The sequence below is a fragment of the Pseudomonas sp. R5-89-07 genome, assembly GCF_003851685.1.
Classification (GTDB): Bacteria; Pseudomonadota; Gammaproteobacteria; order Pseudomonadales; family Pseudomonadaceae; genus Aquipseudomonas.
In genome coordinates this window covers 5568745-5589915 of the sequence record NZ_CP027727.1, presented here as the reverse complement: position 1 = coordinate 5589915, position 21171 = coordinate 5568745, and the positions used below count along the sequence as shown (strand labels likewise).

Here is a 21171-nt window from a genome sequence, read left to right as displayed (position 1 = left end):
ACCTTGGTAAGGGACGACTATTTACCCAGCTGTTCGGCCATCTCGGCCGAACGATGTGCCGCGGCACCCAGTGCTTTTTCCACCAGGGCTTCGAAGCCGCCGGCCTGGAACGATTCGATGGCCGCTTGCGTGGTACCGCCCGGAGAAGTCACGCGACGGCGCAGCTCGGCCGCATCCACATCGCTGGACACCGCCATCTTCGCGGCGCCCAGGGCGGTTTGCTCGGCCAACTGCTCGGCAACGTCGGCAGGCAGGCCCAGTTTCACGCCGGCGGCGGTCATGGCTTCGATCAACAGGAAGAAGTACGCCGGGCCACTGCCGGACACGGCGGTGACCGCGTCCAGTTGCGACTCCTGCTCCAGCCACAGGGCGATGCCCACGGCGGATAACAATTGCTGAGCCTGCGCACGCTGTGCGCTGCTGACTTCGGCGGTGGCGTACAAACCGCTCACGCCCTGGCGCAGCAAGGACGGGGTATTGGGCATGCAGCGCACGATTGGCTGGGCGCCGAGCCAGTTGTTCATGCTGGCGCAGGTGATGCCGGCGGCGATGGACACCACTAGTTGATGGGCCTGCAGGCTCGGGCGCAGGCTCTCGCACACCGCCTTCATCGCCTGAGGCTTGACCGCGAGTACGATCACATCGACGCCCTGGATGGCCTCGGCGTTGTCGGCAAAGGTCTCGATGCCGTGTTCGGCGCTGACGCGGGCGCGGGTTTCGGCGCCCGGATCGCTGGCGCGGATCTGCGTGGCTTCCAGGCCCTTGGCCCGCAGGCCTCCGATCAGGCTGGCCGCCATGTTACCGGCGCCGATAAAGGCAATACGCGTGTCTTTCATGACAGGTCCTTAGCTAAATGAACGTCAGCCATTTCACGGCTGGCTGTAGTCGCGGGCGCCAAACAGCGCGGTACCGATCCGCACCCAGGTGGCACCCTGAGCGATGGCCGACTCGAGGTCGTGGCTCATGCCCATGGAAAGTGTGTCCAGTGGCAGGTTCAGGCTGGCTTGCAGCTCGCGCACCGTGGCGAACGCCGCATCCTGCGCCGCGCGGTCTTCAGTGGGCTCGGGGATCGCCATCAAACCGCGCAGCTTCAGGCGCGGCAGGGCGCTGATGGCGTTGGCCAGGGCCGGCAGGTCGGCGGGCGTACAGCCGGACTTGCTGGCTTCGCCACTGACGTTGACCTGGATGCAGATATTCAGCGCAGGCAGGTCGGCAGGGCGTTGTTCGGACAGGCGTTGTGCGATTTTCAAGCGGTCCACGGAATGCACCCAAGCGAAATTCTCGGCGATGGCGCGAGTCTTGTTCGATTGAATGGGGCCGATGAAGTGCCAACTCAAGGGCAGGTCGGTTAATTCGGCCTGTTTGCCCAGGGCTTCCTGCAGGTAGTTTTCGCCAAAGTCATGCAAGCCGGCGGCAAACGCTTCGCGCACGGCTTGCGCCGGTTTGGTCTTGCTCACGGCCAGCAGGTGGATGCCGCTTGCGTCACGCTGCACGGCGTCGGCGGCGGCGCGGATGCGCTGGCTAACCAGGCCGATGTTGTCTGCTATCGTCGACATTCAAGTTGCGCCCGTGGATATGGAGTCCGCGGCATTCTACTGGAAATGGAAAGCCCTATGGATATCACTGAATTACTGACCGCCAGCGTGCGCCGCGGCGCCTCCGACCTGCATCTGTCGGCCGGCCTGGCACCGATGCTGCGCATTGACGGCGAGGTCTGGCCGCTGGAAAGCCCGGTACTGGCCGGGTCCCAGGTAGCGGATTTATTGAGCCCTTTGCTCAATAAATACCAACAAAAGGATTTCGAAACGTCTCTTGAAACGGATTTTTCATTCGAGCTGCCCGGCCTGGCTCGCTTTCGCGCCAATGTGTTCCAGCAGGAGCGTGGCGTAGGGGCGGTATTTCGCACCATCCCCAACGAAATCCAAAGCCTGGAAAGCCTTGGCCTGGGCGAGGTGTTCCAGCGTATCGCGCAGCTGCCGCGTGGTCTGGTGCTGGTGACAGGGCCCACCGGCTCCGGCAAGTCCACCACGTTGGCGGCGATGATCGATTACCTGAATCAGCATCGACGCCAACACATCCTCACGCTGGAAGACCCCATCGAATTTATCCACCGGCCGAAACTGGCCTTGATCAACCAGCGCCAAGTGCATCGCGATACCCACAGCTTCTCGGCTGCCCTGCGCTCGGCGTTACGCGAAGACCCGGATGTGATCCTGGTGGGTGAACTGCGTGACCTGGAAACCATCCGCTTAGCGCTGACGGCCGCTGAGACCGGGCATCTGGTATTTGGCACCTTGCACACCACCTCGGCGGCAAAGACGGTAGACAGGCTGGTGGACGTGTTCCCTGCCATGGAAAAGGCCATGGTGCGGTCGATGCTGGCGGAATCCCTGCAGGCGGTGGTTTCCCAGGTGTTGGTGAAGAAGGTCGGCGGCGGCCGTATAGCGGCCCACGAAATCATGCTGGGCACGCCGGCCATTCGCAACCTGATCCGCGAAGACAAGGTGGCGCAGATGGTCTCGGCTATCCAGACCGGCGGGGCGTTGGGCATGAAGACGCTGGATATGAGCTTGAAGGCGCTGGTGAGCGAGGGGTTGATCAGCGCAGAGGAGGCGCGGGGGAAGGCGAGGGTGCCGGCAGACATATGAGATTCAGCAAACAATGAAACCAAATGTGGGAGGGGGCTTGCCCCCGATAGCGGTAGATCAGCCAACAAATCTGTTGACTGACACTCTGCCATCGGGGGCAAGCCCCCTCCCACATTATTTACCGTATTGAGCTTGGAATCAGCGCTGCACGATCCGCAGGTTGTTGTTCTGCTCTTTTGGCAGCACCCGCTTGGCGATCACGTAGTTCTTGTCCCAGAACGGCTTTTTCAGCGTGTCGATGCTCACCGACTTGCCGCGACGCGGTGCGTGGATAAAGCGGTCATTGCCCAGGTAAATGGCAACGTGGTTGACCTGGCGGCTCTTGAGCTTGAAGAACAGCAAGTCGCCTGGCTTGAGGTCTTTGCGATCAACTTTCAAGCCGTGGCCGGCCGCCATGGCATTGGACGTGCGTGGCAGATCCACTGCCTTGACGTCGTTGAAGGCATATTTCACCAAACCGCTGCAGTCGAACCCTTTACTTGGGCTGCTGCCGCCCCAACGATAAGGAGTACCGAGTACATTCACGGCACGGCTTAAAACGTTGCTGCTTTGCTTGGTATTGACGGCCAGCTGGGTGGAAGGCGTTTTACCGTGGGCCTTGCTCAGTTGAGTCGGGCGGCTGACGGTCGGCTTTACCGATTTTGCGGTGCTGGGCGTGCTATGAACTTTAGGGGTGAAACCGTTAACGTTTGGAAGACGTTGCTCACGATTGGTGGCGTGGGCGGCCAGTGGCATTAATAGGCAAATGGTTAGCCATGTCTTGAAAAATGGTCGCATTAGGCGTGGCTCTTATGGGTTTGCGCGCAACTTTATAACAGGTTTTTGTGACGTTCCCAGGCCGTTTGTCGACTGAACCTGGGGGTCAAATTCAGGAAAAACGCGACGATTCGTCGCAATTGTCCTACACAAGCCAGGCGGTATAAGGCTTTGAGGCGAGGAAGATAGCATTTACCGTGCGTCGGGCGCCCGTAAAAAAGTCACAAAAAAAATGAACAAATTTATCTATCGAGTGAAAAGAGGTATTCCATGAACACCTATCAACAGGTTGGTTCGCAGCAAGACACCCACAGCAAGGTGATCGGTTACCTGCTGTGGATTTTTGGTTTTACCGGAGCCCATCGCTTCTATTACGGCAAGCCGGTCACCGGAACGATCTGGTTTTTCACCTTTGGCCTGCTGGGTATTGGCTGGCTGATCGACCTGTTCCTGATCCCGGCCATGGACCGCGAAGCCGACCTGCGTTTTACCGCCGGGCCCATCGAATACAACGTGGCCTGGATCCTGTTGGCGTTTTTGGGTGTGTTCGGTGTGCACCGGATGTACCAGGGCAAATGGATCAGCGGCCTGATCTACCTGCTGACCGGTGGTTTGTTCCTGATTGGGGTGCTGTATGACTTCTGGACGTTGAACAGCCAGATTTCGATCCGCAATGCCGAGCGCAATAACGGGCGTTGATCGCTTAGGCCTAATAAAGAACCAATGTGGGAGGGGGCTTGCCCCCTCCCACATTTTTTGTATTCGCTTCAGATCGGCTTCAAGCCTGGTAGCTGATCCGCCCATCCATCAGCGTGTACCGCACCGTGGCCGGCAGGCTGTGGCCGATGAACGGGCAGTTCTCGCCCTTGGACAGCCAGTGTTCCCCGGCCACCGTTGAACTGGCCGGATCAAACAGCACCAGATCCGCCGCCGAACCCACCGCCAGCTTACCCGCCGGCAGGCGCAGGGCCTCGGCCGGGCCGGTGCTCAGGCGTGCCAACAGGGTCGGCAGGTCCAGCAAGCCATCTTCCACCAATGTCATTGCCAGCGGCAGCAGCAGTTCGACGCTGCTGATGCCTGGTTCGGTGGCACCAAACGGCGCCAGCTTGGCATCGCGCTCGTGGGGCTGGTGGTGGCTGGAAATCGCCGAGACCACGCCCGATTTCACTGCCGCGCGTAAACCCTCGCGATCGGCCAGGGTGCGCAGCGGCGGCTGCACGTGATACAGGCTGGAGAAGTCGATCAGCGCCTCATCGGTCAGGATCAACTGATACAGCGCCACGTCCGCCGTCACCGGCAAGCCGCGGGCCTGGGCCTGGGCGATCAGGGCGACGCCACGGGCACTGGTCAGCTGGCTGAAATGCGCGCGTACGCCGCTTTGCTCCGCCAGCAACAGGTCACGGGCCAGGGCCACGGTTTCGGCGGTTTCCGGGATGCCCGGCAAGCCGAGGAAGCTAGCCACCGCGCCTTCATGCGCCAGGCCACCTTCAGCCAGGTCACGGTCCTGGGAGTGAAAGATCACCGTCAGGTCGAAGGTGGCCGCGTATTCCAGGGCGCGGCACAAGGTGCGGGTGCTGCGAAAGCTTTCCAGGCCGTTGCTGAACGCTACGCAACCGGCATCGCGCAAGGCGATCAGTTCGGCCAGTTGCTCGCCCTCCAGGCCTTTGCTCAGCGCGCCGACAGGGAACACTTTGCAATTGCCCGCTTCACGGGCGCGGTCGAGGATCAGCTCGGTGACCGCCGAGGTGTCCAGGATCGGCTTGGTGTTCGGCGGGCAGCACAGGCTGGTCACACCGCCGGCGGCGGCGGCGCGGGTTTCGCTGGTGATGTTGCCCTTGCGGCTGTAGCCCGGCTCGCGCAGGGCGACGTTGAGGTCCACCAGCCCAGGCGCGGCGATCAGGCCTTTGGCGTCGATACTCTCCACGGCGCTGAAGCCTGCGGGCGCGGCGCCAATGGCGATGATCTTGCCGGCGTCCAGGTGAAGGTCGGTAACGTGATCCAGGCCGCTGGCCGGATCGATGACTCGGGCGCCGAGAATGCTGAGCTTCACTGGGCGTTCTCCTGCTCGAATTGACGTTGCGCGGTTTGCCCGCTCATGGCCATGGACAGCACGGCCATGCGGATGGCGATGCCGTAGGTCACCTGGTTGAGAATCACCGACTGCGCGCCGTCGGCCACCGCCGACTCGATTTCCACCCCGCGGTTGATCGGGCCGGGATGCATCACGATGGCATCCGGCTTGGCACCGGCCAGGCGTGCGGTGGTCAGGCCGAACAGGCGGTAGAACTCGCCCTCGCTCGGCAGCAGGCCACCGGCCATGCGTTCGCGTTGCAGGCGCAGCATGATCACCACGTCGACACCCTTGAGGCCTTCGGCCATGTCGGTGTAGACCTTCACGCCGTACTGCTCGATACCGATGGGCAGCAGGGTTTTCGGTGCGATCACGCGAATGTCCGGGCAGCCGAGGGTCTTCAGGGCCAGCATGTTCGAGCGTGCAACCCGCGAGTGCAGGATGTCGCCGACGATGGCCACCGAGAGGTTTTCAAAGCTGCCCTTGTGCCGACGGATGGTGAGCATGTCGAGCATGCCTTGGGTCGGGTGGGCGTGGCGGCCATCGCCGCCGTTGATGATCGCCACGTTCGGGCAGACATGTTCGGCGATGAAATGCGCCGCGCCGGAGTCGCCGTGGCGTACCACGAACATGTCGGCGGCCATGGCTTCCAGGTTGCGCAGGGTGTCGAGCAGGGTCTCGCCTTTGCTGGCCGACGAGGTGGACACGTTCAGCGTGATCACGTCGGCTGACAGCCGCTGGGCCGCCAGTTCAAAGGTGGTGCGGGTGCGCGTGGAGTTCTCGAAGAACACATTGCAGATGGTCTTGCCGCGCAGCAGCGGGACTTTCTTCACCGCCCGGCCGCCGACTTCGAGGAACGAGTCGGCGGTGTCGAGGATTTCGGTGAGCAGTTCGCGGGGCAAACCATCGAGGGACAGAAAGTGTTGCAACTGGCCCTGAGCATTGAGCTGCAGCGGGCGCTTGGCATCTAAAGGCGTCATCGCGGGGACTCTTTACAAGGCGGTTTAAAGGGCAAGGTCTTGCAGTTCGAGTTCGAGCGGCGTGGGACCGGACAATTTTACCCGCTGGTGGGCCTCCAAAGACAGTGTCGCACCGACAACATCCGGGCTGATCGGCAATTCGCCAGCATCCAGGTCGAGCAGGCACACCAGGGAGATACTGGCCGGGCGGCCGTAGTCGAACAGCTCATTCATGGCCGCGCGGATGGTGCGCCCGCTCATCAGCACGTCGTCGATCAGCACCAGGTGCTGGCCCTCGATCTCGAACGGCAGCTCTGAAGGGCGCACTTGCGGATGCAAGCCGTTCTGGCTGAAATCGTCACGGTAGAAGGACACATCCAGCGTGCCCAGGGGCGCATCGCTGTCCAGCTCTTGCAGCAGTGCCTGGGCCACCCACACACCGCCGGTGCGGATGCCGATAAAGCGCGGTTCGCTGATGCCACGGTGTTCCAGGTGCGCCTTGAGGCGTATCGCCATCTGGCTGATCAGTTCGGCGGGATTGGGCAAGCTCATGGTGGCTCCTTATTAAGTGTGTAGGAGCGAGCTTGCTCGCGAAAAACTCATGGGCACCGCGTTCATCCAGCCTTCACGCGGTATCGTTAACGTTCTTCGCGGGCAAGCCCGCTCCCACAGGATCGCGGCGGGTCAGGATTCAAATAAAGCGGTGTTTTCATCCAGCCAGCCCTGCAACAACAGGGCGGCGGCGATGGCGTCCACCGGGTTGTCGCGGTAGCTGCCTTTCTGGCCGCCACGGTCACGGCGCTCACCCTTGGCTTCAAAGGTGGTCAGGCGTTCGTCGTGGGTATAGAAGGGCAGGTTGTAGCGGCCATTGAGGCGACGCGCGAACTTTTCCGCGCGCAGGCACATATCGCTGGGCGTGCCATCCATGTTCAGGGGCAGGCCGACCACGACCGCATCGGGCTTCCACTCCTTGATCAGTGCTTCGACCTGGTTCCAGTCCGGCACGCCGTTCTGGGCCTTCAATGTGCACAGCTCGCGGGCCTGGCCGGTAATCACCTGGCCCACCGCCACGCCGATCTGCTTGGTGCCGTAGTCAAACCCCAGGATCAGACGCAAGGCCATCAGGCGTGCCCCGCCTGGCTGGTCAACAGATTGAGGTTGACCCGCAGCTTGGCGGCGGCGGCTTCCAGGCGCAATTCGCTGGCGGTGTTGAACAGAATGTCGGCGTCGAAAGGGCACGTCAGCCAGGCGTTGCTGGCCAGTTCAGCCTCCAGTTGCCCGGCTTCCCAACCGGCATAGCCCAGGGTAATCACGCTTTGCTCGGGGCCGACGCCGTCGGCAATCGCGAACAACACGTCCTGGGATGTGGACAGTGAGACACCTTCAAGGTCGACCGTGGCCTGGAACTTCGGCCCGGTGGGGTGCAACACGAAACCGCGATCGGTCTGCACCGGCCCGCCGATGTAGATCGGCACGCCCTCGCAGCTGGCGGGAGGGTCGATTTCCGGGCGCAGTTGCTCAAGGATATCGGCCAGGCTCAGCTCCTGCGGGCGGTTCACCACCAACCCCATGGCACCATTGGCGGTGTGCTCGACGATGTAGGTCAAGGTCTGCGCAAAGTTCGGGTCGGCCATATGGGGCATGGCGATCAGGAAGTGGTGCTTGAGGTAGGTCGGGCTGACATTTTTCATGCCCACTAGTGTGGCGTTGGAGGGGCGAACTGACAAGTGTAGGAGCGAGCTTGCTCGCGAAGATCGTCAACGATTATGCGCTCGTTCTGAATGGACGCGTCGGCCTTGCGTTTTTCGCGAGCAAGCTCGCTCCTACAGGAGACGAGGCAATTTAATTGCTGGAAAGCCGATCACCCCTGGCAAATTTCCAGGTGCGGATGATCTCCAGGCGGTCCACGTCGTTCAAGTCGCCGGTAAACGGCGCAAAGGGCGCGGCCAGGCGCACGATGCGCTGGGCGGCCTGGTCCAGCAACGGCTGGCCGGACGATTCCAGTACCTGCACTTCATAGAGTGAACCGTCGCGGTTGATCGACACCAGCAAGCGCAAATTGCCATAGATCTGCTGGCGGCGTGCCTCTTCCGGATAGTTGAGGTTGCCGATGCGTTCGACTTTCTTGCGCCATTCGTCCTTATACCAGGCGCCTTTGTCGCGCATGGTCGAGGCGGCGTTCAAGCGGTAGATGCGCGGGCGCTTCGCGTAGAGCTGTTGTTCGTGGGCCAGTTCGGCTTCCAGGCTGGAAATTTCGTCGGACAGCGTCGAGCTGTCGAACGTTGGCGCCGGCTTGACGGGCTCGGGTGTGGGTTCGGTCTTGGTCTTTTCGCGCTGGGTCGGGGCTTTTTGCGGTTTGGGCGCAACCGTGGTCACGGCAGCCTTGGGCGTGGCCTGTTTGACTTGCGGCTTGGGTGCCGGCGGCGGGGTGACTTTGTTGACCTTGTTGTCCTGGAACGGCGCCACTTCGGTGGTCTTGGGCACGGCCTTCTTGTCGAGGGTGCCGCTGCCTTGCTGGTTTTCCTGGGCGAGAAAGTCGGCCTTCTCGGGCTTTTTATCGCTCTTGAAGGTGGCCAGCGTGATTTCCAGGGTTTTGGTGATCTGCTTGGGTTCGACCAGGGTGAAGCCCAGGCCGAGGATCAGTGCCAGGTGAATCAGCGCCGCCAGAAACAGAGTAAATCCGAGCCGATCAGCCGGGCGCACGCCGCTGTGGGAGAGTTCGGGGGGCAGTTCGGACGGGAGCGTCATGACAAGAAAACCAACATCGCGCGTTTCACAGGTGGCGCATGATAACGCAATGTTGGTTTGTGTCCGGCTGTTCTATGTCACTTGGCTTGTAGCTTGCGCTCAATGGCCGCCATCAGCATTTCGCCGATGTTCGTGCCAAATGCATTATCAATCTCGCGAATACAGGTTGGGCTGGTGACGTTGATTTCGGTGAGGTTCTCGCCAATTACGTCAAGTCCTACGAACAGCAGGCCTTTTTCGCGAAGGGTCGGGCCGACTTGAGCGGCGATCCAACGGTCCTTATCCGACAGCGGCCGCGCCTCACCACGACCACCGGCCGCCAGGTTGCCACGGGTCTCGCCGGCCGCCGGAATACGCGCCAGGCAATAATCCACCGGCTCGCCGTCGATCATCAGGATGCGTTTGTCGCCGTCCTTGATCGCCGGCAGGTAGGCCTGGCCCATGATCTGCTGGGTGCCCAGGGCGGTCAGGGTTTCCAGGATCACCGACAGGTTGGGGTCGCCGGCGCGGTGACGGAAGATCGAGGTGCCGCCCATGCCGTCCAGCGGCTTGAGGATCACATCACCGTGTTTGGCGGCGAATTCACGCAAAACGTCGGCGCGGCGGCTGACCACAGTCGGCGGCGTGCACTGCGGGAATAGCGTAGCGAACAGTTTTTCGTTGCAGTCGCGCAGGCTCTGCGGCTTGTTGACGATCAACACGCCAGCGCGTTCGGCCTGCTCCAGCAGGTAGGTGGAATACACGAATTCCATGTCGAACGGCGGGTCCTTGCGCATCAGGATCACGTCCAGATCGCTCAGGGGGCTGTCGATTTCATCCTGCAGTTCGAACCACTTCTCAGGGTTGGCGAATACCTGCAGCGGGCGCATCCGCGCACGGGCCTCGCCATCGCCCTGGTAAAGGTCGCGCTGCTCCATGTAGAACAGGGTCCAACCGCGGGCCTGGGCGGCCAGGAGCATGGCCAGCGAGCTGTCCTTTTTATAGGAAATGCTGGCGATAGGGTCCATGACAATGCCGACGCGAACGCTCATGGGGGATTTCCTCTAGCAAATTAGGGCGCATAAAAGTGGCGTCAGAGTGGCGCTGCGGCTGTTGTGGGTCAAGGAAAAACCACCAGGCGGGCGCCTCGATAGATTGCGCCCGGAGACTGTGCTAAAAAGACTGCCACGGCGCAGCAGCCCTTGAATTCCAAGGCTTGCAGCGCTCATCCTGTGAGACATCAGGCAGTACACACCGAAAACCGATTCGCTGTGGCGATGGTAGAGCAACTATGGAACAGCATTCCAACGCCTTGAGAGTGATGGTGATCGACGATTCGAAAACGATCCGCCGCACCGCCGAGACGCTGTTGAAGAACATGGGGTGCGAGGTCATCACGGCCATCGACGGTTTCGATGCCCTGGCCCGAATCGTGGACCATCACCCGCACATTATCTTTGTCGACATCATGATGCCGCGCCTGGATGGCTACCAGACCTGCGCCCTGGTGAAGAACAACCCGGCGTTCAAGTCGATCCCGGTGATCATGCTGTCCTCCAAGGACGGCCTGTTCGACAAGGCCAAGGGGCGTATCGTGGGTGTCGATCAGTTTTTGACCAAGCCTTTCAGCAAGGAAGAACTGCTGAGCGCGATCAAGGCCTATGTGCCTGCCTTCGCCGCAGTAGAACAAGCACACTGACGCCGCCCCACGAGGGCCGGCGCCGACCAATGTAGCGGGGAAAACCATGGCACGTGTTCTGATCGTCGACGATTCGCCGACCGAAATGTACAAACTGACCGGCATGCTGGAAAAGCACGGCCACCAAGTGTTGAAAGCCGAGAATGGCGCGGACGGCGTGGCCCTGGCCCGCCAGGAAAAACCCGACGCCGTGCTGATGGACATCGTGATGCCGGGCCTCAACGGCTTCCAGGCCACGCGCCAGTTGTCCAAGGAGCCGGAAACCAACGGCATCCCGATCATCATCATTACCACCAAGGACCAGGAAACCGACAAGATCTGGGGCGCACGCCAGGGTGCCAAGGACTACCTGACCAAGCCGGTCGATGAAGAAACCCTGATCGCCACGCTGAACAAGGTGCTGGCCGGCTGACGGCACGCCATCATGACCGAGTCGCAAACCGCCTTTGAGTTGCTGCTGGACATCGACCGCCGCTGCCGCCTGCTGGCCGCCGACCTGCCGTCCCAGGAAACCCGCCTGCAACGCTGGAGCGGGATTGGCTTTCGCCTGGGGCAGCACTGGTATGTGGCGCCCATGGGCGAAGTCGCCGAAGTGTTGCATGAGCCGCGCTGCACCCTGATGCCTGGAGTCAAACCCTGGGTCAAAGGCGTTGCCAACCTGCGCGGGCGCTTGCTGCCGGTGTTGGACCTGGGCGGGTTTCTCGGCCAGGAATTGTCCAAGGCGCGCAAACAACGGCGAGTGCTGGTGGTGGAATTCAACGACCTGTTTGTCGGGTTGCTGGTGGACGAGGTGGTGGGTATGCAGCATTTTGCACTGGACGCTTGGGTGGCGAGTACCGCCAGCGGCGCGCCGTTTATCCAGGGTCAGTTCGATGGCGACCCACAGTGGCAGGTCTTCAGTCCCTTCGCCCTGGCCCAGGCCCCAGGCTTCATGGATGTTGCCGCATGACCACCGTGACCACGCCCAAACCCCAGGCTGCCTCGCGCAGCCGTTCGCAGATCATCGTGCTGTTTATTGCACTGATCGTGTTCATCATGCTGCTGTTCGCCAACTTCGCCTACCTCAACACCCAGTCCACCTACGATAAACAGTACATCGGCCACGCCGGCGAGCTGCGGGTGCTGTCCCAGCGCATCGCCAAGAACGCCACCGAAGCCGCCGCCGGCAAAGCCGCCGCGTTCAAACTGTTGGGCGAGGCGCGCAATGACTTTGCCCAGCGTTGGGGCTACCTGAAAAAAGGCGATCCGCAAACCGGCCTGCCGGCTGCGCCCAGTGCCGTGCGCGCTGAAATGCGTGCGGTGCAGACCGACTGGGAAGCCCTGCTGAAAAACACCGACGCCATTCTGGCCAGCGAACAGACCGTGCTGTCGTTGCACCAAGTGGCCGCCACCCTCGCCGAAACCGTGCCGCAGTTGCAGATAGAGTCGGAAAAAGTCGTCGACATCCTGCTCCAGCGCGGCGCTCCGGCGAGCCAGGTGGCACTGGCCCAGCGCCAGTCATTGCTGGCCGAGCGCATCCTGGGCGCAGTGAACACCGTGCTCGCCGGCGACGAAACCGCCGTGCAGGCCGCCGATGCCTTTGGTCGCGACGCCAATCGCTTCGGCGTGGTGCTCAATGGCATGCTCAACGGCAACCCGGGCCTGCGCATCACCCAGGTCGAAGACCCGGACGCCCGTGCGCGGTTGGGGGAAATCGCCGAACTGTTCGAATTCGTCTCGGGCTCGGTGGATGAAATTCTCGAAACCTCGCCGCAGTTGTTCCAGGTACGCGCTTCGGCGAGCCGTATTTTCAACCTGTCGCAAACCCTGCTCGATGAAGCCTCGCACCTGGCCACCGGTTTCGAGAACCTGGCCGGCGGGCGCAGCCTGGATACCCTCGGCGGCTATGTGCTGGGGTTGCTGGCGCTGGCCTCGATCATCCTGATCGGCCTGGTGATGGTGCGTGAGACCAACCGCCAACTGCACGAAACCGCTGAAAAGAATGAGCGCAATCAGAACGCGATCATGCGCCTGCTGGACGAAATCGAAGACCTGGCCGACGGCGATCTCACCGTCACGGCCTCGGTCACCGAAGACTTCACCGGCACCATCGCCGACTCGATCAACTATTCGATAGACCAACTGCGCGACCTGGTGGCCACCATCAACCTCACCGCGGGCCAAGTCGCCGGCGCGGTGCAGGATACCCAGGCCACCGCCATGCACCTGGCCCAGGCCTCGGAACATCAGGCCCAGCAGATCGCCGAAGCCTCCACCGCGATCAACCAGATGGCCCAGTCCATCGACCAGGTCTCGGCCAACGCCGCCGAGTCCTCGGCTGTGGCGGAGCGCTCGGTGGAGATTGCCAACAAGGGCAACGAGGTGGTGCACAACACCATCCACGGCATGGACAACATTCGCGAGCAGATCCAGGACACCGCCAAGCGCATCAAGCGCCTGGGTGAGTCGTCCCAGGAAATTGGCGACATCGTCAGCCTGATCGACGACATCGCCGACCAGACCAACATCCTCGCCTTGAACGCCGCTATCCAGGCGAGCATGGCCGGCGATGCCGGGCGCGGGTTCGCGGTGGTGGCCGATGAAGTGCAACGGCTGGCCGAACGCTCGTCGGCCGCCACGCGGCAGATCGAGACCCTGGTGCGCGCGATCCAGGCCGACACCAACGAAGCCGTGATTTCCATGGAACAGACCACCACCGAAGTGGTGCGCGGCGCGCGACTGGCCCAGGACGCGGGGGTGGCGCTGGAAGAGATCGAAGGCGTATCGAAAACTCTCGCGGCGCTGATCCAGAGCATTTCCAACGCGGCGCAGCAGCAAACCTCGTCGGCGGGGCAGATTTCGCTGACGATGAATGTGATTCAGCAGATCACGACGCAGACCTCGTCCGGTTCCACGGCGACCGCCGAAAGCATTGGTAACCTGGCGAAGATGGCGAGTCAGTTGCGCAGGTCAGTGTCGGGTTTCACTCTTCCGCCCCCCAAGCAGGCAGATGACTGAAATGCGATCCAAATGTGGGAGGGGGCTTGCCCCCGATAGCTGACTGTCAGTTGATATCTATATAGCTGACCCACTGCCATCGGGGGCAAGCCCCCTCCCACACTGGATCTCGATTGGCTTTGAGGCCCAGGCAACCCATGAATTCTAAGCGGAGCAGTTATGGTTGACCGGCACGACTACGTGGCCCTCGAATGGGTCAAGGGCGACATTGCCGAAACCCTGCAACAGGCCCGTTCGGCCCTGGACGCGTACGTCGACACCCATGACGCCGACGCCATCAACGAGTGCCTGGCAGCTATCCACCAAGTGCACGGCGCGCTGCAGATGGTCGAATTCTACGGCGCGGCCCTGCTGGCTGAAGAGATCGAAGCCCTGGCCCTGGCGCTACAAGCCGGCCACGTCAGCCAGCGCGACGAAAGCATCCGCCTGCTGCAACAGGCCCTCGGCCAATTGCCGCTGTACCTGGACCGCGTGCACAGCGCTCGCCGCGACCTGCCGCTGGTAGTGTTGCCGCTGCTCAACGACCTGCGCAGCGCTCGCGGTGAAAGCCTGCTGTCGGAGACCAGCCTGTTCAGCCCGCAACTGTTGACGATCACGCCGCTGCCCGCTGAAGCGCTGGCCCAACGCACACCGCCGCAGCTGCACGAACAACTGCGCCAGTGGCACTCACTGCTGCAACAGGCCCTGGCCGGTTTGCTGCGCGAGGACCACGGCCCGAGCAACCTGGAAGACATGGCGCGGGTCTTCGCACGCCTGGAAGCGCTGTGCCAGGGCGCGCCGCTGCTGCCGTTGTGGCAGGTCACTTCGGCGCTGGTCGAAGGCATGCTCACCGGAGTCATCGCCAACAGCCCGGCCCTGCGCAGCCTGCTCAAGGCCAGCGGCAAGCAGCTCAAGCGTCTGCTGGCCCAGGACATCGACGGAATCAACCAGCCAGCGCCGGATGAGCTGCTCAAGAGCCTGCTGTTCTACGTCGCCAAAGTCACCCGGCCGACGCCGCGCATGCAAAGCCTGAAGGAACGCTACGGCCTGGATGAGGCGCTGCCCGACAGCGCCGTGGTCGATGCCGAACGTGCGCGCCTGGCCGGGCCAGACCGCAACGCCATGGGCTCGGTGCTCGGCGCCTTGTGCGAAGAGTTGGTACGGGTCAAGGAACGCCTCGATCTGTTCGTGCGCAGCGACCGCCAGCACACCCAGGATCTCGACCCACTGCTGGCACCACTGCGCCAGATCGCCGATACCCTGGCGGTGCTCGGTTTCGGCCAGCCGCGCAAAGTGATCATCGACCAGCTCGCGGTGGTGCTGAGCCTGGTCCAGGGGCAGCGCGAACCGAGCGATGCCGTTTTGATGGACGTCGCCGGGGCGCTGCTTTACGTCGAAGCGACGTTGGCCGGCATGGTCGGCACGGTGGAACCTGAGAGCCGCGAAGAAAGCCGGCTGCCGACCACCGACCTGACCCAGATCCACCAACTGGTGATCCGCGAATCCTGCCAGTGCCTGCGCCAGGCCAAGGAGCTGGTGATTGACTGCATCGAGGCCGATTGGGACCGCCAGCGCCTGGAGTCCCTGCCTGAGCTGTTGAGCCAGGTGCGCGGCGCCCTGGCGATGATTCCACTGCCCCGCGCGGCGAGCCTGATGCGCGGCTGCACCGATTACGTCGACGAACAGTTGATGGTCACGGATGCCGCGCCCGACGAGGCGCAGTTGGCGCATTTCGCCGAGGTGATCAGTAGCCTGGAGTACTACCTGGAACGCATGCTCCAGGACCCCGATGCCGCAGGGGAAAAAGTGCTGGAACTGGCCACCCAGGGCCTGAGCGCGCTGGGCTACCTGCCGGTTGAGAAACCCTGGCGCCAGGCATTGGTGGCACCCGACGGTGCGCTGTCCGGCGATGCCGCACCCAGCCAATCCCAATTCGATGCGCTGGCCAGCCCCACCTCGCGCCTCAACCCTCCGGCGCTGCAACGCCCGGGTAGTTTGCTGCCACCCCCAGCCGATGAAGAGCCGGTTGACGATGAGCTGCGCGAAGTTTTCCTCGAGGAAACCGATGAAGTGCTCGAGGTGCTGCACCGTTACCTGCCCGACAGCACGGAAAAAACCGCCCAGAGCGAAATGCGCCGCGCCTTCCACACCTTGAAAGGCAGCGGCCGCATGGTGCGCGCCCTGGTAGTGGCCGAGCTGGCCTGGGCCGTGGAAAATCTGCTGAACCGCGTGCTGGAGCGCAGCGTCGCCATGGGCCCCGACGTGCAGCAGGTGCTGGATGAAGCGGTGGCGGTGTTGCCGGAAGTGATCGCCGACTTTGCCACCAACGACCAGCGCCAGCGCGATGAGGTCGACGCCCTTGCGGCCCGCGCCCACGCGTTGGCCAGCGGCGCCCGGGTTGCGGTTGCCGAACCGCACGATCCGATGCTGCTGGAGATCTTTCGCAACGAAGCCCAGAGCCACCTGGACAGCCTCGACCAGTTCCTGCAACAAGCCGCCGAACATGTGCCGCTGCAGGTCAGCGACGAACTGCAGCGCGCCCTGCACACCCTCAAGGGCAGCGCCTATATGGCTGGCGTGTTGCCGATTGCCGAACTGGCGCGGCCGCTCGACCACCTGACCCGCGAATACAAGGCTCACCGGCTGCCGCTGGACCTGGATGAAGTCGAGCTACTGCTCGAAGCTGAAAGCCTGTTCCAACAGGGGCTGAGTGATCTGGACAGCGATCCCCTCGCGCCGATCCAGGGCGCGGCAGGCTTGATCAAACGCACCCAAAGCCTGTTGGACCAACAGCTCCAAGCCCTGCTCAACGCTCCCGGCACCGGTCTGCGCATCAAGCGCGACCCGCAATTGATCAGCAACTTCCTGGCCCAGGGCATGGACATCCTGCTTGACGCCGAAAGCTTGCTGCGCCGCTGGCAGCAACACCCCGGCGAGCGCCAGGAACTGACCGCGCTGCTGGACGAACTGACCACCCTGGGCGAGGGCGCGCACCTTGCCGACCTGCATTCCATCGATCAATTATGCGAAGCCTTGCTCGACCTCTACGGCGCGGTGGAAGAGAGCAGCCTGGCGGTCAGCGAGCGGTTTTTCCACGAGGCCGAGCAGGCCCATGAAGCGCTGATCAATATGCTCGACCAACTGGCGGCCGGGCAGGAAATCAGCCCTGCACCGACACGGGTACAGGCCCTGCGCGAGTTGCTGGATGACGCCCTTGACCCGTCCGCCACGGGCCTGATCAAAAGTGACGGCAGCCGCGCGCCGAGTATCGCCGAGCTGGGGGCGGCGACCGAGCAACTGAGCCAGCAAACGGAGATCGACGATGAGATCGTCGACATCTTCCTCGAAGAGGCCGTGGATATCCTCGACAGCGCCGGGCAGTCTCTCAAGCGCTGGCTGCTGGAGCCCGATGGCATGGCGCCGTTGTCCTCCTTGCAGCGCGATTTGCACACCCTCAAAGGGGGCGCGCGCATGGCCGAAATCGGCGCGGTGGGCGACCTGGCCCAGGAGCTGGAATGCGTTTACGAGGGGCTGGTAGACCGCCGCTACAGCTACTCCACAGAGCTGGCCCAGGCACTGATGGCCAGCCATGAGCGCCTGGCCTTGCACCTGGACGAACTGCACCAGCATCAGCCCTTGAGCGACAGTAGCGAGCTGATCGCCAAACTGCGCGAACTGCGCCACAGCAGCCCTTCAGCGGCGCCCATCGCGGCGCCGCAAGCCTCGACGGCCGACCCCGAACTGCTGGATATTTTCCTCGAGGAAGCTGCCGATATTCTCGACAGTTCAGGCAGCGCGTTGCTGCGCTGGCAAGCCGAGCCCGGCAACCGCCAGGAAGTGGAAAACCTGCTGCGGGACCTGCACACCCTCAAGGGCGGCGCGCGCATGGTCGAGATCGGCCCGATTGGCGACCTGGCCCACGAACTGGAGTTCCTCTACGAGGGGCTGTCCGCAGGCCTGCTTGCGCCGTCGCCCGAACTGTTCGCGCTGCTGCAAGGCTGCCACGACCGGCTGGCGCAGATGATCGATGCGGTGGCGGACGGCTTGCCGGTGGGCTCGGTGGACAAGCTGATCGAGCGCATCAAAAGCCTGGTACACCCCAGCGACGAGCCGGTAGTGCCGGTGGCGTTGCCGGTGGGCAAGGCCGAAGCGGCGGTCGATCCGGCCGCCGACATGGTGAAGATCTCCGCCGAACTGCTCGATGACCTGGTCAACCTGGCCGGCGAAACCTCGATCTTCCGTGGCCGTATCGAGCAGCAGGTCAACGATGCACGAACGGCGCTCATGGAAGTGGAAACCACCATCGAGCGCATGCGCGACCAACTGCGCCGCCTCGACACGGAAACCCAGAGCCGTCTGTTCAGCCGCCAGCAGGCCGAGGCCGAGCGCTTGGGCTACGAGGAGTTCGACCCGCTGGAAATGGATCGTCATTCGCAGCTGCAGCAATTGTCCCGCGCACTGTCCGAATCGGCCTCCGATCTGCTCGACCTCAAGGAAACCCTCGAGCGCCGCAACCAGGATGCCCATGACCTGTTGCAGCAACAGGCGCGCATCAACACCCAGCTGCAGGAAGGCCTGATGCGCACGCGCATGGTGCCGTTCGAGCGCATGTTGCCGCGCCTCAAGCGCATCGTGCGTCAGGTGGCGGGCGAGCTGGGTAAGGATGTGGAGTTCGTGGTCGGCAATGCCGAGGGCGAGATGGACCGCAACGTGCTGGAGCGTATGGCGGCGCCGCTGGAACACATGCTGCGCAACGCCGTCGACCATGGCCTGGAGTCCCGCGAGGTGCGCCTGCAGGCGGGCAAGCCGGAGAAGGGACGCATCACCCTGGACCTGACCCACGAAGGCGGCGATATCGTCTTCGACATGCGCGACGACGGCGCCGGCGTGCCCCTCGAAGCCGTGCGCCGCAAGGCGATCAAGCGCGGCCTGCTCGCCCCCCATCAAGAGATCAGCGACCGCGACGTGCTGCAGTTCATCCTGCAACCGGGCTTTTCCACCGCAGAAAAAATCACCCAGATTTCCGGTCGCGGCGTGGGCATGGACGTGGTGCACGAAGAAGTGCGCCAGCTCGGCGGTTCGATGGTGATCGACTCCATCCCGGGCGAGGGTGTGCATTTCCGGATTCGCCTGCCGTTTACCGTGTCGGTCAATCGCGCCCTGATGGTGCAGTGTGCGGACGATCAGTATGCGATCCCGCTCAACACCATCGAAGGCTTGGTGCGTGTGCTGCCCCATGAGTTGGCGGGGCACTACCAGCAAGATCCGCCGCGCTACGAATATGCTGGCCAACAGTACGAGCTGTTTTACCTCGGCGACCTGCTGCACACCGTCAGCCGCCCCAAACTGCTCGGGCAATACCAGCCGGTGCCGGTGTTGCTGGTGCAGTGCAACGAGCGTCACGTGGCGGTGCATGTGGATGCCATGGCCGGGACGCGCGAGATTGTGGTCAAGGGCCTGGGGCCGCAGTTTGCCGGTGTGCAAGGCTTGTCCGGCGCAACCATCCTCGGCGATGGCCGCGTGGTGCTGATCATCGACCTGCTGGCGCATATCCGCGCGCGGCAACCAGCGTTGCCGGCGCAGTCGGTGGATGCGCCGCTGATCCTCAACGACCCGTTGAAAAAGCGCCCGTTGCTGGTGCTGGTGGTGGACGACTCAGTCACCGTGCGCAAAGTCACCAGCCGCCTGCTGGAGCGCAACGGCATGAACGTGCTGACGGCCAAGGACGGTGTCGACGCCTTGGCCGTCCTCGAAGAACATACCCCGGACCTGATGCTGCTCGACATTGAAATGCCGCGCATGGACGGCTTCGAAGTGGCGATCCAGGTGCGCAACGACCCGCGCCTGATGCGCCTGCCGATCATCATGATCACCTCGCGCACCGGCCAGAAACACCGCGACCGCGCCATGGCCATCGGCGTCAACGACTACCTCGGCAAGCCGTACCAGGAGTCGGTGCTGCTGGAAAGCATCGCTTATTGGAGCAAGTCCCATGCTTGACCACCGCGCAAGCCAACTCACCGGGCTGCTGCTGCCGTTGGCTGACCGCCACTTGATACTGCCGAATGTCGCGGTGGCCGAGTTGATCGACTTCCAGCGCGGCGAGCCGGCCAGCGATGCGCCGCCGTGGTACCTGCGGCAAGTCACGTGGAGGGATCGGCAGATACCCTTGATCAGCTTCGAAGCCGTGTGCGGCGAAGCCAGCGTAACCGGCGAGCGCTCACGCATCGTGGTGCTCAACGCACTGGGCGGGCGGCCGACGTTGAAGTTCATTGCGCTGGTGATCCAGGGAATTCCGCGCTCGTACAAGCTGGACAGCGAATTGAGCTACGTTGACGTGCCGCTGTGCCCGCTGGAGCTGGCGGCGGTGCAGGTGGGTGAGCATGTGGCGAAGGTGCCGGATTTGATGGGGCTCGAAGCCTTGCTGGCCGAGTCCGGCCTGGCCTGAGCCTGAGCCCTATGAAGATCCACTGTGGGAGGGGGCTTGCTCCCGATTGCTGTGTGTCAGTCAACAATGCAGTGACTGCCGCGCCGCTATCGGGAGCAAGCCCCCTCCCACATTAAAGTATCGGTGTTTGACAGACCGCGGGTGGTCTTAGGATTTTTCCTGCAAGATTTTGGGCCGTGCATGAACTTGTGATGAGAGGCCCGCGCGCCTAGTCTTCGTCTCGTCATCGCAAAAAAACGGTGACACGGACGTGCAAGTCCGGTTACATGTCGGCGCACCAACGCCCATAGCCATTCAACGGGCGTTTTTTATGCCTGCTGTACTCGTTATGGCGGCTGTGCGTGGGAGATTCTTCGGGGTCTGCCGGGGTCCGATATGCCCGGTCTTGCACACCTGCGCACAGCTGCCACCTTCATTCGCGTGCAAGCGGAAGAGGGCAGCTTCCATCACATATCGGAGCTGTCAATCATGATCAAACCTACCCCCAACCCACCCCTCTTCACCGTCAACCCCCACCAAGACACCGAAACCCTGCTGGTCAACGCCAGCGAAACCCTGTCCACCCTCAACGCACTCACCTGCAATCTCGCGTTCGATCTGGACACTTCCCAACGCGCCATTATGCTCGGGATTCAGCAAATGGCAGAGTTTGGGCAGTTGTTGGTCGATAGAGCACTGGAGCAAATCAGTCCTTCGCCGGAATTTTAAAGCGGTCCCAAATAGGGACTGATCGGTCCTTGTTTGGGACCGCTATCTAACAGGCGCTACTGAGCAAGTGTGGGAGGGGGCTTGCCCCCGATAGCGGTGTATCAGCCACATATCTATTAGCTGACCCACCGCAATCTGGGGGCAAGCCCCTCCCACATTTTGGTCTTCGTTACTCCAGG

19 protein-coding genes are annotated in these 21171 nt (G+C 62.6%); 9 read left to right on the top strand and 10 right to left on the bottom strand.

The annotated features are described in order from the left end of the window. Positions 1–17: 17 nt before the first annotated feature. Positions 18–836 carry a pyrroline-5-carboxylate reductase gene (gene proC / locus C4J94_RS25650; RefSeq protein ID WP_124388598.1) on the bottom strand — a complete coding sequence of 273 codons (819 nt, stop codon included), beginning with the start codon at positions 834–836 and terminating at the stop codon, positions 18–20. Positions 837–869: 33 nt separating this feature from the next. Beyond that, positions 870–1556 carry a YggS family pyridoxal phosphate-dependent enzyme gene (locus C4J94_RS25645; protein ID WP_124388597.1) on the bottom strand — a complete coding sequence of 229 codons (687 nt, stop codon included), beginning with the start codon at positions 1554–1556 and terminating at the stop codon, positions 870–872. Positions 1557–1613: 57 nt separating this feature from the next. Here C4J94_RS25645 and C4J94_RS25640 point away from each other — a divergent pair, with 57 nt between their 5' ends. Further along, on the top strand, positions 1614–2648 hold the full coding sequence (locus tag C4J94_RS25640) for a type IV pilus twitching motility protein PilT (protein ID WP_124388596.1): 1035 nt from the start codon (positions 1614–1616) through the stop codon (positions 2646–2648). A 138-nt stretch (positions 2649–2786) separates the two neighbouring features. Here C4J94_RS25640 and C4J94_RS25635 read toward each other — a convergent pair whose 3' ends face one another. Further along, entirely contained in the window at positions 2787–3425 is a 639-nt protein-coding gene (locus C4J94_RS25635; RefSeq protein ID WP_124388595.1) for a C40 family peptidase, read from the bottom strand. Positions 3426–3674: 249 nt separating this feature from the next. Here C4J94_RS25635 and C4J94_RS25630 point away from each other — a divergent pair, with 249 nt between their 5' ends. Further along, positions 3675–4103 carry a TM2 domain-containing protein gene (locus C4J94_RS25630; RefSeq protein WP_124388594.1) on the top strand — a complete coding sequence of 143 codons (429 nt, stop codon included), beginning with the start codon at positions 3675–3677 and terminating at the stop codon, positions 4101–4103. Positions 4104–4182: 79 nt separating this feature from the next. Here the strand turns inward: C4J94_RS25630 and C4J94_RS25625 are convergent, their stop codons facing one another. The 7 genes from C4J94_RS25625 to gshB form a co-directional block, all read right to left on the bottom strand. After that, positions 4183–5454, bottom strand: a complete 1272-nt coding sequence (locus C4J94_RS25625) for a dihydroorotase (RefSeq protein WP_124388593.1) — start codon at positions 5452–5454, stop codon at positions 4183–4185. Beyond that, entirely contained in the window at positions 5451–6455 is a 1005-nt protein-coding gene (locus C4J94_RS25620; RefSeq protein WP_124388592.1) for an aspartate carbamoyltransferase catalytic subunit, read from the bottom strand. The genes C4J94_RS25625 and C4J94_RS25620 overlap by 4 nt, the downstream gene beginning before the upstream one ends. A 24-nt stretch (positions 6456–6479) precedes the next feature. Then, positions 6480–6986: a bifunctional pyr operon transcriptional regulator/uracil phosphoribosyltransferase PyrR gene (pyrR, locus tag C4J94_RS25615; protein WP_124388591.1), complete on the bottom strand. Its 507-nt coding sequence runs from the start codon at positions 6984–6986 to the stop codon at positions 6480–6482. Between the two features lie 132 nt (positions 6987–7118). Next, positions 7119–7556 (bottom strand): Holliday junction resolvase RuvX, encoded by a 438-nt coding sequence (gene ruvX / locus C4J94_RS25610; RefSeq protein ID WP_003195067.1) that lies wholly within the window; start codon positions 7554–7556, stop codon positions 7119–7121. Further along, positions 7556–8125, bottom strand: a complete 570-nt coding sequence (locus tag C4J94_RS25605; RefSeq protein ID WP_124388590.1) for a YqgE/AlgH family protein — start codon at positions 8123–8125, stop codon at positions 7556–7558. Before C4J94_RS25605 ends, ruvX begins: the two co-directional genes overlap by 1 nt. A 151-nt stretch (positions 8126–8276) precedes the next feature. Further along, positions 8277–9182: an energy transducer TonB gene (locus tag C4J94_RS25600; RefSeq protein WP_124388589.1), complete on the bottom strand. Its 906-nt coding sequence runs from the start codon at positions 9180–9182 to the stop codon at positions 8277–8279. Positions 9183–9259: 77 nt separating this feature from the next. Next, positions 9260–10213, bottom strand: a complete 954-nt coding sequence (gshB, locus tag C4J94_RS25595) for a glutathione synthase (protein WP_028618297.1) — start codon at positions 10211–10213, stop codon at positions 9260–9262. Between the two features lie 239 nt (positions 10214–10452). Between gshB and pilG the strand changes: the two genes are divergently transcribed. The 7 genes from pilG to C4J94_RS25560 all read left to right on the top strand — a co-directional run bounded on the left by pilG (position 10453) and on the right by C4J94_RS25560 (position 20992). Further along, positions 10453–10860, top strand: a complete 408-nt coding sequence (gene pilG, locus C4J94_RS25590; protein ID WP_124388588.1) for a twitching motility response regulator PilG — start codon at positions 10453–10455, stop codon at positions 10858–10860. A 46-nt stretch (positions 10861–10906) separates the two neighbouring features. Then, on the top strand, positions 10907–11272 hold the full coding sequence (gene pilH, locus C4J94_RS25585; RefSeq protein ID WP_014720320.1) for a twitching motility response regulator PilH: 366 nt from the start codon (positions 10907–10909) through the stop codon (positions 11270–11272). 12 nt (positions 11273–11284) lie between these two features. Continuing rightward, entirely contained in the window at positions 11285–11809 is a 525-nt protein-coding gene (locus C4J94_RS25580; protein ID WP_124388587.1) for a chemotaxis protein CheW, read from the top strand. Beyond that, positions 11806–13857, top strand: coding sequence for a methyl-accepting chemotaxis protein (locus C4J94_RS25575; protein WP_124388586.1), 2052 nt, complete (start codon positions 11806–11808; stop codon positions 13855–13857). Before C4J94_RS25580 ends, C4J94_RS25575 begins: the two co-directional genes overlap by 4 nt. Before the next feature lie 159 nt (positions 13858–14016). Further along, a complete protein-coding gene (locus tag C4J94_RS25570; RefSeq protein WP_124388585.1) occupies positions 14017–19836 on the top strand; it encodes an Hpt domain-containing protein in 5820 nt (1939 codons plus the stop codon). Then, positions 19829–20284, top strand: a complete 456-nt coding sequence (locus C4J94_RS25565; protein ID WP_124388584.1) for a chemotaxis protein CheW — start codon at positions 19829–19831, stop codon at positions 20282–20284. Before C4J94_RS25570 ends, C4J94_RS25565 begins: the two co-directional genes overlap by 8 nt. A 468-nt stretch (positions 20285–20752) precedes the next feature. Next, positions 20753–20992 (top strand): DUF6124 family protein, encoded by a 240-nt coding sequence (locus C4J94_RS25560; RefSeq protein WP_124388583.1) that lies wholly within the window; start codon positions 20753–20755, stop codon positions 20990–20992. Positions 20993–21171 lie beyond the last annotated feature (179 nt).